This window comes from Halodurantibacterium flavum, assembly GCF_042681825.1.
Classification (GTDB): Bacteria; Pseudomonadota; Alphaproteobacteria; order Rhodobacterales; family Rhodobacteraceae; genus Halodurantibacterium; species Halodurantibacterium flavum.
The window spans coordinates 180,497-196,490 of record NZ_JBHUGH010000006.1; the positions used below are offsets into that span (position 1 = coordinate 180,497).

Here is a 15,994-nt window from a genome sequence, read left to right on the forward strand (position 1 = left end):
TGCGAAAGAGTCAAATCCGGCCCTTCTGTTAAATCGCGCTTAAGTTGCGGACCCTTAGCCTTGGACACAGCACGGGGGTGCAGGGTAAGGACAGGAAATGGCCGTTTTCCGGCATATCGCCACGCATGACGTGGCCGGGCTGGCATTGCTCACCAATATCGCGGATCTGCATGTCGCGGTGGTAGACGGCCAGCCCCGGCTTTATGCCGCCACGCGGACGGGGGGCGGGGTCAGCGCCTTTGACATCAGCGGCGACGCCGCCCAGCTGATGAACCAGCAGACCTTCATCAACGGGGTGCAGCATCTCTCGGACCCCGCGATCACGATCATCGCGACCTCGGCCAGCCCGGTTCTCATGCCCGTGGGACTGCTGCAGGAGGGGTCGGCCGCCTACCGGCTGGCCGCCGACGGGTCCATTGGCAGCCGCTATACCTTCACCGTGACGGGCGGCCCGCCGAACGACCTGACGACGATGGCGCTGGTCGAGTATGAGGGGCGCAGCTTCATCTTTGCGACCCGCGCCGGCCAGTCCGAACCGATCACACTGGAAATGACGGGTGGGCGCACGATCAGCATGGTCAGCGGCACGCTCGACAGCCCCGGGCCGGGGCTCGATCAGCTTTCCGTGGTGTGGATCGAGGGGCGCCCCTTTCTGATCGGCACCTCCTCGGCCAGCGGCACCATCGCCAGCTATCGGATCGAGCCGGACGGCACCACGGTCCCGGCAGGCAAGATCGGCACCGACAGCGGCACCGGCTTCGAGGGGCCGACTGCCATCGCCACGGTATCCCTGCACGGGACCAGCTATGTGATCGTGGCGGGGACGCTCAGTTCCTCGCTCAGCGTGCTGCGCCTTACGCCCGAGGGGCGGATGGTCGCGGTCGATCACATCATCGACTCGCTCGACACGCGGTTCCAGAACGTGACGGCGCTGGAAACCGTGACGATCGGCGACCGGGTTTTCGTGCTTGCCGGCGGGGGCGACGACGGGATCAGCCTGTTCACCCTGTTGCCGGACGGGCGGCTCATCCACCTTTCGACCATTGCCGACACGCAGGCGATGACGCTGGAAAATATCGGCTCCATCGCCGCGATCTGGCATGACGGGCGGTTGCAGGTCTTTGTCAGCAGTCTGACCGAACCCGGCGTTACCCAGTTCGAGATCGGGCTCGGCGCGCTCGGCATCTCGGTCCGGGGGGGTGAGGGGACGCTGAACGGGACGGCGGGCAACGATGTTCTTGCCGCCGATTCCCGCACGACCGAACTGCGTGGCGGTGCGGGGGACGATATTCTTGTCTCGGGCAGCGGCGACTTGTCGATGTGGGGCGGATCGGGCCGCGACATCTTTGTCCTGACCCCGGGCGCACGCACGATCCGCATCATGGACTATGAGCCGGGCGTCGACATGATCGATCTCTCGGCCTTTCCGATGCTGCGCAATCTGGGCCAGCTGCTGATCGAGACGACGCAATGGGGCGCCCGCATCACCTATGCGGGGATGGTGCTGGAAATCCGCAGCGCGAGCGGCGACCCTATTCCGGTCTCGCATTTCAACGAAAAGGTCCTGCTCAACCTGTCGCGCTATCCACCCTACAGCTCGCAGAACGTCATCGTCGGCGGCGAGGGACGCGATGTCCTGGCCGGCACGGCTGAGGATGAGGTGATCCTGGGCGAGGGCGGCAGCGACACGATCTATGGCGGTGGCGGCCGGAACGACATCTATGGCGGCGGCGGTGGCGACTGGCTTTACGCCGGGCCGGGCGGCGACACGATCTATGGCGGCGCGGGCGCCGACCGTATCTTTGGCGGCGCGGGCGATGACCTTCTTCATGGCGACGAAGGCACGGATGAGATCCATGGCGGCGACGGCAATGACACGCTTTACGGCGGGTCGGGACGTGACAGCCTTTACGGGGGCGCGGGGCATGACCTGCTTTACGGCGGGGCTGATGACGATCTGCTGGGCGGGGGCGACGGCAACGATACGCTTTATGGCGGCGACGGGAATGACGCGCTTTACGGTGCCGACGGCGATGACTGGCTCTACGGCGACGCGGGCGACGATTGGCTCTATGGCGGGGCGGGCGACGACAACCTCTTTGGGTGCGAGGGGCATGACACGCTCTATGGCGGCCCCGGCAATGATGTCCTGTCGGGGGATGGCGGGAACGACCTGCTCTACGGCGGACTGGGGGACGACACGCTCTATGGCGGTGACGGGCGCGACAGGCTTTACGGCGGGGCGGGGAATGACTGGCTCTATGGTGGCGCGGGCGATGACAGCCTTTACGGAGAGGATGGCGATGACGTCCTTCTGGGCGGCGATGGCAACGACCTTCTGGGTGGCGGCGCGGGCAACGATACGCTCTATGGCGGCGCGGGGGATGACAGCCTCTATGGCGCCGATGGCGAGGACTGGCTTTACGGCGGCCCGGGGGATGACTGGCTCTATGGCGGGGCCGGGGCAGACTGGCTTTATGGCGGGCCGGGGCAGGACAGGCTTTATGGCGGTCCGGGCAATGACATGCTTTACGGCGGCGAAGGGCACGACACCCTTTATGGCGAGGCCGGGAATGACACGCTTTTTGGTGGCCCCGGCAATGACTGGCTCTATGGCGGGGCGGGTAACGACGTTCTCTATGGCGGCGAGGGGAACGACTATCTCCTGGGCGAGGATGGCGACGACCTGATCTATGGCGGGCCGGGCAATGACACGCTGGGCGGCGGCGCGGGCCACGACACGCTTTACGGCGATGACGGCAGCGACGACCTTTACGGCGCCGCCGGCAATGACTGGCTCTATGGCGGCGCGGGGAATGACCGGCTTTACGGCGGGATCGGCGATGACATGCTCTTCGGCGGCGACGGGCAGGATCTGCTTTACGGCGGAGCGGGCGATGACATCCTCCATGGAGATGCCGGCAACGACACGCTTTATGGCGAGGAGGGGAATGACACGCTCTATGGTGGCGCGGGCCAGGACAGGCTCTTTGGCGGTGTCGGCAACGATGTCCTCTATGGCGGCGATGGCCATGACTATCTTGTGGGCGAAGACGGGGACGACATCCTGTTCGGCGGTGCGGGCAATGACACGCTGGGCGGTGGGGACGGGAACGACACGCTTTACGGCGATGACGGCAATGACTGGCTGTATGGCGCGGCCGGGGATGACTGGCTTTATGGCGGCGAAGGGGCCGATGTCCTATATGGCGGGGCGGGGAACGACCAGCTTTTCGGGGGCGACGGGAACGACACGCTTTACGGCGGCGCCGGGGTCGATGTGCTTTATGGCGGGGCGGGGGCGGATGTCTTTGTCTACAACTCGGGCGCCGAGATCGGAATCGGTGCCACCCGCGACCGCATCGCCGATTTCGAAAGCGGTGTCGACCGGATCGACCTGCGGGCGCTTGGCCTCAGCTATATCGGCACCGGGGCCTTCACCGGTGTGGCGGGGCAGCTTTCCTTTGCCTATGTCAACGGAACGGGTCTGTTGATGGGGGATGTGACAGGCAATGGCCGCGCGGATTTCGTGCTGGCGCTGGATGGGATCAGCGCGATTCAGGCGGGCGACCTGATCCTCTGACCGCCTAATCCTCCATCAGGCGGCGGTGGTGGCGGTAAAGCAGCATGAACCCAGTCACGAGCGTGGCAATCGAGACCGTCCCCACATAAAGCGGGCTGATATAGGCACCGTCATAATAGCCATAGAACCCCTGCCGCATCAGCCCCACGATATGCATGAGCGGGTTGAACCACAGGATTTCCTGCGCCGCGCGCGGCAGGCCGTCATAGACAAAGAAGATGCCCGAAATCAGGAACAGCGGTCGCGTCGCGATCTGCCAGGCGCGCTCCCATACGGGAAAGGCCGTCATCAGATAGCAGTTGAGCGTACCGATCCCCAGCGCCAGCGCTGCAGCCAGCCCCAGGGCCGCGACGATCGGCCCCGGCTCGGGCGTCGCATGGGTGATAAAGATGGTCAGGATGCCGCCCAGCACCAGCGCCCCCACGGCGAGATGCGTCAGCACCGCCAGCGTGAACCGCGCCAGGATCGCATCCAGATAACCGACCCCGGGATAGGCAAAGAGGGGCTTTGAAAACCGGATCGAGGTCGCGACCCGGTTCGCGACATCATTGAACAGCATGAAGGGCAGGTAGCCCGTCGCATAAAAGAGCGGAAAGTTCGTGCCCAGCGGAGGCGCCGCGAAAGCGAGCGAAAACACGAGCGACAAGAGCGCCAGTGCCGCCACCGGCTCTGCCACCGCCCAGAGATAGCCGCCGGGCGACCGGCCATAGCTGGTGGCCATTTCCCGCAGCATGAGCGCGACGACAGTGCGCGCCGTCCTTCTCTGGCGGTGTGCGGGTTCAACCGGGGCAGGATGCGTAGACGTCATTCAGAAATTCATAACCAATGCGTGCGAGATCTGGGTTTGCACAACCACAGGTAAAGTCATCCCATGGCCCGGGCCGTCACGCAAGAAAAACCGTCGCCCCAGACCCGCGCGTCAGATCCGCAGGTGGTGCCGCATCTCTTTCCCGCACCGGCGCCCGCCGCGCGGATGCGGGCGCGGCATCACGGGGTGCTGTTCGCCTTTCTGTTGCTCGTCCTGGCGCCGCTGGTCACGCTCGGGGGATATCTCTGGCTGCGGGCGGCGGATCAGTATGCCTCGACCACCGCCTTCTCGGTGAGGTCGGAGGAGGGGACGGCGAATTTGGGCCTTCTCGGCGGGCTCGCGCTGCTGGGCGGTTCGACCGCCTCGGACATGGATGTGCTGCACGACTTCCTGCTCAGCCAGGATATCGTCGCGGCGGTCGATGCGCGGCTCGACCTGCGGGCGATCTACGCGCGGGACTGGCCGCGCGACCGGCTGTTCGCCTTCGATCCTTCGGGCACGATCGAGGACCTGCATCGCCACTGGCACCGGCAGGTGCGCGTGATCCATGACCGCAGCGCGGGCCTCATCACGCTGCGCGTCACCGCGCCCACGGCGGATCAGGCGCAGGCCATCGCGACCGCGATTCATGAGGAAGGCAGCCGCATGATCAACGACCTCGCGCGCGCGGCGCGGATCGGCGCGACCCTCTCGACCGAGGAAGAACTGACCGCCGCGCAGGACCGGGTGCGCGCCGCGCGTGAGGCGATGACGCTCTTTCGCGCGCGCAGCCAGATCATCGACCCGCAGGCCGATTTTCAGGGGCGCATCGCGCTGATCCACATGCTTGAATCGCAACTGACCGAGGAGATGGTGACGCTCGACCTGCTGCGCGGGGCCACACGCCCGGACGATCCGCGCATCGCGCAGGCCGAGCGGCGTGCCGAGGTGATCGCCCGGCGTATCGCGGTCGAACGGGGGCGGTTCGGCGGGTCCGATCCGGCTGGCACCGGGGATCGGCCTGCGCCGCTGGCCGCAGGCGATCCTGTGATGGCGGATCCGGGCATGGCGGGGGATGGCAGTCCCGCCGCACCTGACGACGGGGGCGCCATGGACTACGCCCATCTGATGGCCGAATACGAACGCCTTCTGGTCACGCAGCAATTCGCGGAAGAGGCGCATCTTGCCGCCCTTGCGGCCCATGATCTGGCACAGGCGGGGGCGCGGCGGCAGGCGCGCTTTCTCGCCGTCCATGTGCGGCCGACGCTTGCGGAACGCGCGCTTTATCCGCGCCGCTGGGTGATCCTCGGAACGGCGGGGCTCTTGCTCATGGCGTTCTGGGCGATGGGGGTGCTGGTTTACTACAGCATCCGCGACAGGCGCTGACGATGATCCGGCTCGAACATCTCTGCAAGCGTTTCGTCACGGGGGGCGTCCTGCGGGTGGTGGCGGACGGGATCAACCTGACCCTGCCGCCACGGCGTGCCATTGCGCTGCTGGGCCGGAACGGCGCCGGCAAGTCGAGCCTCATGCGGATGATCGCCGGCACCATGGCGCCGACATCCGGCCGGGTGCATGTGACGGGCAGCGTGTCATGGCCGGTCGGCTTTGCCGGCCATTTCCACCCCGAGATGACGGGCGCGCAGACCGCACGCTTCGTCGCCCGGACATCGGGCGTCGACACCGACATGCTGCAGGATATCGTGGGCGACCTCGCGGGGCTCGGGCCGCATTACACCCTGCCGGTCGGCAGCTATTCCGCCGGGATGAAGGCGCGGCTCGCCTTCGCGCTCAGCATGGGCATCCATTTCGACACCTATCTGGTGGATGAGGTCACAAGCGTCGGCGATGCCGCCTTTCGCGAGAAAAGCCAGGCGCTGCTGCTCGAACGGCTGAAGCATAGCGGTGCCATCGTGGTCAGCCATTCGATGCCTGTGTTACGCGGGCTCTGCACCATGGGCGCCGTGCTGGAGGCCGGGCGCCTCACGCTCTACGACGACCTGGAAGAGGCGATCGCCCTCCACATGCGCCAGATGGCGGCCGGTTAAGGCGGTGGCATGGACAAATGGACGTGCAGACCTGAGCACCCGCCCCGCCGGAGTATCGCGCAGGGAAGACCGCTCTCGTGCGGGAGTTCGGACCATGCCACTGGTGCAGCCACGATCGGCCGGGGCGGCCCCGCCGACTGTCCGGCACAGGGTTACCCGTCGGCGCGCCTGCCCAAAATCTGCACTTGCGGTGACGGCGAGAGCCTGTCCCGGTCAGACCCTCGCCGGAACCCGGCCTTACCCCGCCAGCACGACCAGCGCGTGGCGTTTCCTGCCGGCCGTCAGCTTCAGTGGTTCCGCCAGGTCGCTCGCCGCATAGAACCGGCCGGGGTCAGAGACATCGGCATCGTTCACCCGCGCGCCGCCCTCGGTGATCAGCCGCTTGGCGTCCTTGCCGGATTTCGCAAGGCCCGACCGCACGAAGAGCTGCGCAAGGCTGATGCCCTCGCCGACCTCGCCCGCGGTCAGCGCCAGCGTCGGCAGGTCATCGCCCACGCCGCCCTTCTCGAACACCTCGCGCGCCGTCGCCTCGGCCGCAGCTGCCGCCTCGGCGCCATGACACATCGTCGTCACCTCATTCGCGAGGATGATCTTGGCCGCGTTGATCTCGGCCCCGGCCAGCGCGCCCAGCCGTTCGCATTCCTCGACCGGAAGCTCGGTATAGTATTTCAGGAACCGGCCCACATCGGCATCGGTCGTGTTGCGCCAGAACTGCCAGAACTCATAGGGGCTCAGCATGTCGGCATTCAGCCACATGGCGCCGCCTGCCGATTTCCCCATCTTTCGCCCGTCCGAGGTTGTCAGCAGCGGCGAGGTGAGCCCCCAGACCTCATGGTCGATCACCCGGCGCGTCAGGTCCACGCCGTTGACGATATTGCCCCACTGGTCCGACCCGCCCATCTGCAACAGGCAGCCATAGCGGCGGTTCAGTTCCAGGAAGTCATAGGCCTGCAGGATCATGTAGTTGAACTCGAGGAAGCTCAGCGACTGCTCCCGGTCCAGCCGCGACTTGACCGATTCAAACGACAGCATCCGGTTCACGCTGAAATGCCGCCCGATATCCCGCAGGAATTCGAGGTAGTTCAGGTTGTCGAGCCATTCGGCATTGTTCAGCATGATCGCATCGGTCGCGCCCTCGCCGTAGCGGAGGTATTTCGCGAAGACCTGCTTCATGCCGGCGATGTTCTCGTCGATCTGGTCGGGCGTCAGCAGCGGGCGTTCATCGGACCGGAAGCTCGGGTCGCCCACCTTGGTGGTGCCGCCGCCCATCAGCGTGATCGGCTTGTGCCCGGTCTTTTGCAGCCAGCGCAGCATCATGATGTTGAGCAGATGGCCCACATGCAGCGACTTGGCCGTCGCGTCATAGCCGATATAGGCAGGAACGACCCCCTTGACCAAAGCCTCGTCCAGCGCCTGATAATCGGTGCAGTCGGCAAGATAGCCGCGCTCGATCATCACACGCATGAAGTCTGATTTCGCATGGTATGTCATCGGGGTCTTCCCTTGGTTACGTGGGCATGTCTATAGCTTTCCACTTGGGGAAGGAAAAGCGTGATGACGGCGATCTGGGCATTGGGGGCGATGTCGGGCACCTCGCTCGACGGGGTGGACGCGGCGCTTTTGCGGACGGATGGCGAGCGGATCGAGGCGTTCGGCGAGACCGCCTATCGTCCCTATGCCGAGCCGGAGCGAGAGGTGATCCGCCGCGCCTTTGGTCTCTGGCCGGGCGAGGATGGCGTGGCCGAGGCGGCGGCGCTGGTCGAGGCGGCGCATGTCGCGGTGCTGGGGCCGCTTGCCGGTGGCGCCGATCTTCTGGGGTTTCACGGCCAGACGCTGGCCCATGATCCGGGCGGGCGCGGGACGCATCAGGCCGGGGACGGCGCCGAACTGGCGCGGCGGCTGGGGCTGCCGGTCGCGTGGGATTTCCGCAGCGCCGATGTAGCGGCGGGCGGGCAGGGGGCGCCGCTCGCGCCCTTCTTCCACCATGCCTGCGCGCGTTGGGCGGGGCTCGATCAGCCGGTGGCATTCCTGAATCTCGGCGGGGTGGGGAATGTCACATGGGTGGACCCTTCGCTGCCGCGACCCGAAGCGGCGGGCGCGCTGGTGGCGTTCGATACCGGGCCGGCCAATGCGCCGCTCAACGATCTGCTGCTTGCACGGCGCGGGGTGGCGCAGGACGATGGCGGGGCGCTCGCGCTGTCGGGACGGGCGGAGGACGGCGTCGTGCGTGCGTTTCTGCGCAACGACTGGCTGCTGCGCCCGCCGCCGAAATCGCTGGACCGTCACTTTCCCGATCTGATGGAGGGGGTCGCGGGGTTGTCGGATGCCGATGCGGCGGCGACCCTTGTGGCGGCGGCTGCCGCCTGCGTCGCGGCATCCTTTGCGCATATGCCGGCGCCGCCCAGGCGCCTCCTGGTCTGCGGCGGCGGCAGGCACAACCGCGCGATGATGGAGGGTATGGCCGCCGCCGCCCCCTGTCCCGTCGCACCGGTCGAGAGCATCGGCCTGAACGGCGACATGCTGGAGGCACAGGCCTTTGCCTATCTCGCCGTGCGGGTGCAGCGCGGCTTGCCACTCTCGGCGCCGATGACGACCGGGGTTCCGGCCCCGCTGCCCGGCGGGCGGATCAGCCTGCCCTGACACGGCTTCCGTCGCGTGCGTGGGCGCAGCCCGCATTGTGCCAATTAGCGCGCGCAAAGCCCGCATTATTTATCCACTTAGCGCGGGCAAAGCCCGCGCGGGGCCCAACGGGACGAGATGCGTCAGCATCGAAAACCGGCGGGAGCGCTACGCCCCGATCTCGAAACCCGGCGGGGCAAGCTCGAATCCCTCGAACCGAAAGCCGGGTGACACCGTGCAGCCGACAAGAGTCCAGTCGCCGGTGGTCTCGGCCGCCTGCCAGTGATGCGGCGGGACGATGATCTGCGGCTCCTCGCCGGCCAGCAGATCCGGTCCCAGCCGATGCGCCAGCGCCGGGCCAGCGGCATCGGCGGCGATCCGCAGCACCAGCGGCGCGCCAGCATAGAAATGCCAGATCTCGGTCGCGTCCACCCGGTGCCAGTGGCTGCGTTCGCCTGCGGCCAGCAGAAAATAGATGCAGGTGCCGCTGGGCCGCCCTTCGCCCCCGGCCATCCATGTCTGCCGGTACCAGCCGCCCTCGGGGTGGCGTTCCAGCCGCAGCCGTCCGATCAGGTCTTGCACCGTCATCCTCACCTCATAGGGGAAAAGGCCCGGGCAAAGCCGGGCCTCTTGTTCATTTCAGGACGCTGCGCCCGGCATATTCCGCCGTCTCGCCCAGCATTTCCTCGATGCGGATCAGCTGGTTGTATTTCGCCAGCCGGTCCGACCGCGAGAGGCTACCGGTCTTGATCTGGCCGCAGTTCGTCGCCACCGCCAGGTCCGCAATCGTCGCATCCTCGGTCTCGCCCGACCGGTGGCTCATGACACTGGTATAGCGCGCCCGGTCCGCCATGCGCACGGCGTCCAGCGTCTCGGTCAGGGTGCCGATCTGGTTCACCTTGACCAGCAGGCTGTTCGCGCAGCCCTTCTCGATCCCCTGCTTCAGACGCGTGGGGTTCGTCACGAAAAGATCGTCGCCCACCAGCTGCACCTTGTCGCCCAGACGTTCGGTCAGCATCTTCCAGCCGTCCCAGTCATCCTCGGAACAGCCATCCTCGATCGAGATGATCGGATAGTCGGCGCAAAGTGCCGCAAGGTAGTCGACGTTCTCGGCCGCCGACAGCGTCTTGCCTTCGCCCGACAGGACATAGCTGCCGTTCTTGTAATACTCGGTCGCTGCACAATCGAGCGCGAGGTAGATGTCCTGCCCCGGCTTGTAGCCCGCCTTCTCGATGGCCTTCAGGATGAAATCCAGTGCGTCGCGGGTGCTCGACAGGTCGGGCGCAAAGCCGCCTTCGTCGCCGATGGCCGTGGAAAGGCCTGCCGCCGAAAGTTCCTTTTTCAGGGTGTGGAACACCTCCGACCCCATCCGGACCGCCTCGCGGATGTTCTCCGCGGCGACCGGCATGATCATGAATTCCTGGATGTCGATCGGGTTGTCTGCATGTTCGCCGCCATTGATGATGTTCATCATCGGCACCGGCAGCATGCGGGCCGAGGTGCCGCCCACATAGCGGTAAAGCGGTTGCGCACAGGCATCCGCCGCCGCCTTGGCCACCGCCAGGGACACGCCAAGGATCGCGTTGGCGCCCAGCCGGCCCTTGTTCGGGGTGCCGTCGATCTCGATCATCGTACGGTCGATGGCGACCTGCTCCGTCGCGTCATAGCCGACCAGCGCCTCGGCCAGTTCACCGTTCACCGCCTCGACCGCGGCCAGCACGCCCTTGCCCAGATAGCGGCCCTTGTCGCCGTCGCGCTTTTCGACCGCCTCATGCGCGCCGGTCGATGCGCCCGAAGGCACCGCCGCCCGGCCCATCGAGCCGTCTTCCAGGATCACGTCGACCTCGACCGTCGGGTTGCCCCGGCTGTCAAGGATCTCTCGGCCGATGATGTCGATAATCGTGCTCATGTCTCGTCCTTCTTCAATGGCACGCCATAAAGCTCCAGCCGGTGTCCGGTAAGCCGGTAGCCGAGCCTGCGGGCAATGCGTTCCTGCAGCGCTTCGATATCGGGGTCGATGAATTCGATCACCGCCCCGGTGTTCAGGTCGATCAGGTGGTCGTGATGTTCGCGATGGGCGTCTTCATAGCGGGCGCGCCCGTCGCCGAATTCCAGCCGGTCCAGGATACCCTCTTCCTCAAAGAGTTTGACGGTGCGGTAGACGGTGGCGAGCGAGATCCGCGGGTCGATGGCGGATGCGCGGGAATAGAGCGCCTCCACATCGGGGTGATCCTCGGCCTCCTGCAGCACCTGCGCGATCACCCGACGCTGGCCCGTCAGGCGAAGGCCCTTCGCTTCGCAGCGGCTGATGATGCTGTCCCTCATGCCGTCGTCCCGCCCGATCCTTCCGTCCCGGGTTCTAGGCGATCCGGGCCGGAAGGGCCAGCGTTTTTGCGGGCTTGCGGCGGTATCCCGCGCCGGTATGCCAGGCGGTGGGCAGGCCGGTCAGGTCCCGCAGAAGGTCCGCCGCACGACCTGTTCCGGATAGGGTGCCGCGCGCCAGGTGTCATCGGCATCATAAGGCGTGCGGAGCGCCGCGTGCAGCTGGCGGAACGGCGCCAGATCGCCCGCGACGGCGGCGGCGATGATCTCTTCGACCCGGTGATTTCGCGGGATGATCGCCGGGTTGACCCGGGCCATCGCGGCCTGCGCCTCGGAGAGGCTGCGCCCCTCGGCGCTCAGCCGGTCATGCCAGCGGGTTTCCCAGTCGTCGTAAGAACCGCGGTCGAGGAATTCGTCACGCGCCGTGCCCTCGGCCAGCCCCCGGAAGGTGCGGGTGAAATCCGCCTGACCCAGCGCCATCCGCGTCAGCAAGAGGTCGATCAGTTCGCGGTCGCCGTCCCGGGCCGTCGCAAGGCCCAGCTTGGCCCGGAACCGTGACAGCCATTCGGCCTCATAGACATCGGCGAAACCGTGCACGATTTCCGTCGCCTCTTCCACCGCCGCGTCCCGTTCGCCCATCAGGGGCAAGAGGCAGGTCGCGAACTGCGCCATGTTCCAGACGGCGATCTGCGGCTGGTTCGCATAGGCATAGCGGCCCTGCTGGTCGATCGAGGAAAAGACCTTTTCGGGGTGATAGTCGTCCATGAAGGCGCAGGGGCCATAGTCGATCGTGATCCCGCCCACATGGCTGTTGTCGGTGTTCATCACGCCATGGATGAAGCCGAGCGCCATCCAATGCGCGACCAGCCGCGCCTGCGCTGCCACCGCCGCGCGCAACAGATCGGCAGGCGTCGCTGCGTCCGGGTAATGGCGGGCAATGGCATGGTCGGCCAGCAGGCGCAGCGCCTCCTCATCCTGGCGGACGGCAAAGAACTGAAAGGTGCCGACGCGCAGATGGCTGGGCGCAACCCGCGTCAGGATCGCGCCGGGCAGGGCGCCTTCGCGATAGACGGGTTCTCCGGTCGAGACGGCGGCAAGCGCGCGGGTCGTCGGAACCCCCAGCGCGTGCATCGCCTCGGAGAGCAGGTATTCCCGCAGCACGGGGCCAACCCATGCACGTCCGTCGCCCATGCGCGAAAAGGGCGTGCGACCCGACCCCTTGAGCTGCAGATCCCAGCGCGCGCCCTCGGGCGACAGGACCTCGCCCAGCAGGATCGCGCGTCCGTCGCCCAGTTGCGGGCTGAACCCGCCGAACTGATGGCCGGCATAGGCCTGCGCCAGCGGGGCCGCCCCGGGGGGCACCAGATTGCCCGCGAACATCGCGATGCCATCCGGCCCGCGCAGTTCCTCGGGGTTCAGCCCCATTTCCTGCGCGAGATCGTCGTTCAGCGCGATCAGCGCCGGCTCCGCCACGGGCACCGGGTCGAGCCGCGCGTAAAAGCGGTCGGGCAGCCGGGCATAGCTGTTGTCAAAGGGAATGTGCAGGGTCATCAGACCTCCTCTCCCCATCGACATAGGGTCCCGGCCACGGAACCCAAGGGGCGCCAGGGATCAGAGCCGCGCGATCCGTTCCGTCAGCAGCGCAAAGAACCCTTCGGCGTCGATCTCCCTGATCCAGAGCGCGTTTGGCGCGCGGCCCGACACGCCCCACCAGTCGGCCACGGTCATGCCGGTCGTGAACCGGCCTTCGGTCTCGATCTCGACATTGATGCGGCGGCCACTGAACAGATCTGGTCGGATCAGCCAGGCAACGGCGCAGGGGTCGTGCAGGGGGGCGCCTTCGGACCCGTACTTTTCCTTGTCAAAGCGTTCAAAGAAATCGGTCCATTCCGCGACCATCCGCCCCGGCGCCGTGCCGAGCGCGCGGAACGCCTCGACCCGCGCACGGTTCGTCAGCGCCTTGTGCGTCACATCGAGCGACATGACCGTGACCGGCGCGCCCGAGCCAAAGACGACCTGCGCCGCCTCGGGGTCCACATAGATGTTGAATTCGGCCGAGGGGGTGATGTTGCCCACCTCGAAATAGGCGCCGCCCATCAGCACGATTTCCTGCACACGGGGGATGATGTCGGGGGCGCGCTGGAACGCGGTCGCGATGTTGGTAAGCGGCCCCACGGGCACCAGCGTCACCGTGCCCTCCGGTTCCTGCCGCAGCGTCTCGATGATGAAATCGACCGCGTGCCGGTCCTGCAGCGGCATGGTCGGGTCCGCCATCACGGGCCCGTCGAGCCCGGTCTTGCCATGCACATGCTCGGCCGTCACCAGCTTGCGCTTCAGTGGCGCCTCGCAGCCGGCAAAGACCTTGACGTCGGGCCGCCCGGCAAGTTCGCAGACGATGCGGGCGTTTTTCTGCGTCAGCGGCAGGGGCACGTTGCCCGCGACGGCGGTGATGCCCAGAAGCTCCACCTCTTCGGGGCCGCCGAGCGCCAGCAGGATGGCCACGGCATCGTCCTGGCCGGGGTCGGTGTCGATGATGATCTTGCGCGGGGTCATGTGCTTCTCCGGTCCGGGTCGGGCCGAGCAAACCGCAGGGGCAGGCGATTGTCCAGTGCCCGGACCTGCCCCGAATGAAAAAGGGCCCCAGCGGGGCCCTTTTCCGTTAGACGACAACGGCTTAGCCGTCGAAGTTGACCTCTTCCATGATCCGGAGCGCCGCGCCGCGCAGGCGGGCGATCTCGGTCAGGTCATAGGTGTCGAACTCGGGCTCGCCCCAGCTTGCGACAAGCTCCGAGCGCTCGGCGCCTTCAAGCACCGGATATTCGTGGTTCAGCTCGGCATAGATCGCCTGCGCCTCGGGCGAGACCATGTATTCCATGAACTGGATCGCCTCGTCGCGGTTCGGCGCGGCGCGGGTCAGGCCGATCCCCGAGATGTTGAGATGCGTGCCGCCATCCTCGAAGGTCGGGAAGACGATGCGGGCGCTCTCGGCCCACTGGCGCTGTTCCTCATCGGCGAGCATCGCGCCCATGTAATAGGTATTGGCCAGTGCGATGTCGCATTCGCCCGCCCAGACCGCGCGGACCTGCTGACGGTCGTTGCCTTCCGGCACGCGGGCAAGGTTCGCCTTGACGCCCTCGGCCCATTCGCGGGCCGCTTCCTCGCCGTGATGGGCGATGACGGCAGCCAGCAGCGCGAGGTTGTAGTTATGCACACCCGGACGGGTGCAGATGCGGCCGCGCCATTTCTCGTCGGCCAGATCCTCATAGGTCGTGACCTCGCCATCGGCCACGCGGTCCTTGTGGGCGTAAACGACGCGGGCGCGGCTGGTCAGGCCGAACCACAGATCATCCGGACTGCGCAGGTTTTCCGGGATCGCGTCTTCCAGAACCTCGCTCTCGACCGGTTGCAGGACGCCCGCATCCACCACCTGCTGAAGGTTCGCGATATCGACCGTCAGCACCAGATCCGCGGGCGAGCGGTCGCCTTCGGCCGTCAGACGTTCCACCAGACCGGATTCGAGGTAGGAGAGGTTGACGGTGATGCCCGTTGCCTCGGTGAATGCCTCGACCACCGGCTCGATCAGGAAGGCCTGACGGGTGGTGTAGACATTGACCTCTTGCGCGAGGGCGGGAAGGGCGGTGATCGCCATGGCGCTGCCCAAGAGAGCGGTCCGGATGAACATGTTTTCCTCCATAAGGTCGGCTTGAATGCCGTTGTTATGGCGGCAAGCCCTCGCCCGGTCAATCCTGATAATTTTTGTCGTCCTTGAAGTTCAACCGGATTTCCGGGCGGATGTCCCGACAGATTTCTCTGCCGCCTTGGCCTGATCCCAAAGCGCGTCCATCTCTTCCAGTGTCGACTGATCGGGGCGCCGGCCCTCGGCCGCAAGGGCGGCCTCGATCGCGGCAAAGCGGCGCGTGAACTTGGCATTGGCGCGGCGCAGCGCGGCCTCGGGGTCGATGGCGAGATGCCGCGCGACATTTGCCATGACGAAGAGAAGGTCGCCGAATTCCTCCTCCAATGCGTCCGGGTCCATCGTCTGGCGCGCCTCGGTCAGTTCGCGCGTCTCTTCGGCGACCTTGTCCAGCACCTGCCCGATTTCGGGCCAGTCGAACCCCACCCGGGCGGCGCGCTTTTGCAGCTTGACCGCCCGCAGCAGCGCCGGCAGGCCAAGCGCCACCCCGTCCAGCACGCCCTTTTCAGCGCCCGCCGCGCGCTCGGCGGCCTTGATCGCCTCCCAGTCGGCGACCTGATCCTGGGCCGATTTGTCGCGGGGCGCATCGGCAAAGACATGCGGATGCCGCGCGATCATCTTGGCATTCGTGGCGGCGGCGATGCTGTCAAAGGTGAATTGCCCCGCCTCGGCCCCCATCTGCGCGTGATAGACGACCTGCAGCAGCAGATCGCCCAGTTCGCCCTCCAGCGCCGGAAAATCCTGTCGCTCGATGGCGTCGGCGACCTCATAGGCCTCTTCGATCGTGTAGGGCGCGATTGAGGCGAAATCCTGCTCGATGTCCCAGGGGCAGCCCCGCTCCGGATCGCGCAGCGCCGCCATGATCGCCAAAAGCCGCGGCATCGGCGCTTCGGGAAGGGTGGCAGGGTCGATGGTCATTGCGGCGGCCTCTGATTTGGGGT

13 protein-coding genes are annotated in these 15,994 nt (G+C 66.5%); 4 read left to right on the forward strand and 9 right to left on the reverse strand.

Features of this window, described 5'->3' with window-relative positions; genetic code table 11:
• Positions 1-97 precede the first annotated feature (97 nt).
• The gene (locus ACFSGJ_RS09400; RefSeq protein ID WP_390261032.1) at positions 98-3,583 is read left to right on the forward strand and encodes a calcium-binding protein; all 3,486 of its coding nucleotides are present in this window, start codon (positions 98-100) and stop codon (positions 3,581-3,583) included.
• A gap of 4 nt (positions 3,584-3,587) precedes the next feature.
• On the opposite strand, the gene ACFSGJ_RS09405 is transcribed toward ACFSGJ_RS09400, so the two are convergent.
• Entirely contained in the window at positions 3,588-4,391 is an 804-nt protein-coding gene (locus tag ACFSGJ_RS09405) for an ABC transporter permease (protein WP_390261034.1), read from the reverse strand.
• A gap of 63 nt (positions 4,392-4,454) precedes the next feature.
• Between ACFSGJ_RS09405 and ACFSGJ_RS09410 the strand changes: the two genes are divergently transcribed.
• Positions 4,455-5,756 carry a KpsE/RkpR family capsule polysaccharide export protein gene (locus tag ACFSGJ_RS09410; protein WP_390261036.1) on the forward strand — a complete coding sequence of 434 codons (1,302 nt, stop codon included), beginning with the start codon at positions 4,455-4,457 and terminating at the stop codon, positions 5,754-5,756.
• Between the two features lie 2 nt (positions 5,757-5,758).
• Complete coding sequence (locus ACFSGJ_RS09415; protein ID WP_390261038.1) at positions 5,759-6,418, forward strand: ABC transporter ATP-binding protein; 660 nt, start codon at positions 5,759-5,761, stop codon at positions 6,416-6,418.
• A gap of 237 nt (positions 6,419-6,655) precedes the next feature.
• On the opposite strand, the gene tyrS is transcribed toward ACFSGJ_RS09415, so the two are convergent.
• Positions 6,656-7,909: a tyrosine--tRNA ligase gene (tyrS, locus tag ACFSGJ_RS09420; protein WP_390261040.1), complete on the reverse strand. Its 1,254-nt coding sequence runs from the start codon at positions 7,907-7,909 to the stop codon at positions 6,656-6,658.
• A 63-nt stretch (positions 7,910-7,972) separates the two neighbouring features.
• Between tyrS and ACFSGJ_RS09425 the strand changes: the two genes are divergently transcribed.
• On the forward strand, positions 7,973-9,058 hold the full coding sequence (locus ACFSGJ_RS09425) for an anhydro-N-acetylmuramic acid kinase (protein WP_390261041.1): 1,086 nt from the start codon (positions 7,973-7,975) through the stop codon (positions 9,056-9,058).
• A 147-nt stretch (positions 9,059-9,205) separates the two neighbouring features.
• Here ACFSGJ_RS09425 and ACFSGJ_RS09430 read toward each other — a convergent pair whose 3' ends face one another.
• From ACFSGJ_RS09430 to mazG, 7 genes are all read right to left on the reverse strand, one after another.
• Complete coding sequence (locus tag ACFSGJ_RS09430) at positions 9,206-9,625, reverse strand: cupin domain-containing protein (RefSeq protein ID WP_390261043.1); 420 nt, start codon at positions 9,623-9,625, stop codon at positions 9,206-9,208.
• 46 nt (positions 9,626-9,671) lie between these two features.
• Positions 9,672-10,946, reverse strand: coding sequence for a phosphopyruvate hydratase (gene eno / locus ACFSGJ_RS09435; protein ID WP_390261045.1), 1,275 nt, complete (start codon positions 10,944-10,946; stop codon positions 9,672-9,674).
• Entirely contained in the window at positions 10,943-11,362 is a 420-nt protein-coding gene (locus ACFSGJ_RS09440) for a Fur family transcriptional regulator (RefSeq protein ID WP_390261046.1), read from the reverse strand. Before ACFSGJ_RS09440 ends, eno begins: the two co-directional genes overlap by 4 nt.
• A 120-nt stretch (positions 11,363-11,482) precedes the next feature.
• Positions 11,483-12,910 (reverse strand): protein adenylyltransferase SelO, encoded by a 1,428-nt coding sequence (locus tag ACFSGJ_RS09445; protein WP_390261048.1) that lies wholly within the window; start codon positions 12,908-12,910, stop codon positions 11,483-11,485.
• A gap of 60 nt (positions 12,911-12,970) precedes the next feature.
• On the reverse strand, positions 12,971-13,912 hold the full coding sequence (locus tag ACFSGJ_RS09450) for a nucleoside hydrolase (RefSeq protein WP_390261049.1): 942 nt from the start codon (positions 13,910-13,912) through the stop codon (positions 12,971-12,973).
• Between the two features lie 121 nt (positions 13,913-14,033).
• Positions 14,034-15,041: a Fe(3+) ABC transporter substrate-binding protein gene (locus ACFSGJ_RS09455; RefSeq protein WP_390261051.1), complete on the reverse strand. Its 1,008-nt coding sequence runs from the start codon at positions 15,039-15,041 to the stop codon at positions 14,034-14,036.
• A 90-nt stretch (positions 15,042-15,131) separates the two neighbouring features.
• Positions 15,132-15,971: a nucleoside triphosphate pyrophosphohydrolase gene (gene mazG / locus ACFSGJ_RS09460; RefSeq protein ID WP_390261052.1), complete on the reverse strand. Its 840-nt coding sequence runs from the start codon at positions 15,969-15,971 to the stop codon at positions 15,132-15,134.
• Positions 15,972-15,994 lie beyond the last annotated feature (23 nt).

Coding starts and splice junctions, on each gene's coding strand:
- ACFSGJ_RS09405 (WP_390261034.1), bottom strand. CDS start 4,391: ATGACGTCTACGCATCCTGCCCCGGTTGAACCCGCACACCGCCAGAGA.
- ACFSGJ_RS09445 (WP_390261048.1), bottom strand. CDS start 12,910: ATGACCCTGCACATTCCCTTTGACAACAGCTATGCCCGGCTGCCCGAC.
- ACFSGJ_RS09455 (WP_390261051.1), bottom strand. CDS start 15,041: ATGTTCATCCGGACCGCTCTCTTGGGCAGCGCCATGGCGATCACCGCC.
- tyrS (WP_390261040.1), bottom strand. CDS start 7,909: ATGACATACCATGCGAAATCAGACTTCATGCGTGTGATGATCGAGCGC.
- ACFSGJ_RS09440 (WP_390261046.1), bottom strand. CDS start 11,362: ATGAGGGACAGCATCATCAGCCGCTGCGAAGCGAAGGGCCTTCGCCTG.
- ACFSGJ_RS09425 (WP_390261041.1), top strand. CDS start 7,973: ATGACGGCGATCTGGGCATTGGGGGCGATGTCGGGCACCTCGCTCGAC.
- ACFSGJ_RS09400 (WP_390261032.1), top strand. CDS start 98: ATGGCCGTTTTCCGGCATATCGCCACGCATGACGTGGCCGGGCTGGCA.
- ACFSGJ_RS09450 (WP_390261049.1), bottom strand. CDS start 13,912: ATGACCCCGCGCAAGATCATCATCGACACCGACCCCGGCCAGGACGAT.
- ACFSGJ_RS09415 (WP_390261038.1), top strand. CDS start 5,759: ATGATCCGGCTCGAACATCTCTGCAAGCGTTTCGTCACGGGGGGCGTC.
- ACFSGJ_RS09410 (WP_390261036.1), top strand. CDS start 4,455: ATGGCCCGGGCCGTCACGCAAGAAAAACCGTCGCCCCAGACCCGCGCG.
- mazG (WP_390261052.1), bottom strand. CDS start 15,971: ATGACCATCGACCCTGCCACCCTTCCCGAAGCGCCGATGCCGCGGCTT.
- ACFSGJ_RS09430 (WP_390261043.1), bottom strand. CDS start 9,625: ATGACGGTGCAAGACCTGATCGGACGGCTGCGGCTGGAACGCCACCCC.
- eno (WP_390261045.1), bottom strand. CDS start 10,946: ATGAGCACGATTATCGACATCATCGGCCGAGAGATCCTTGACAGCCGG.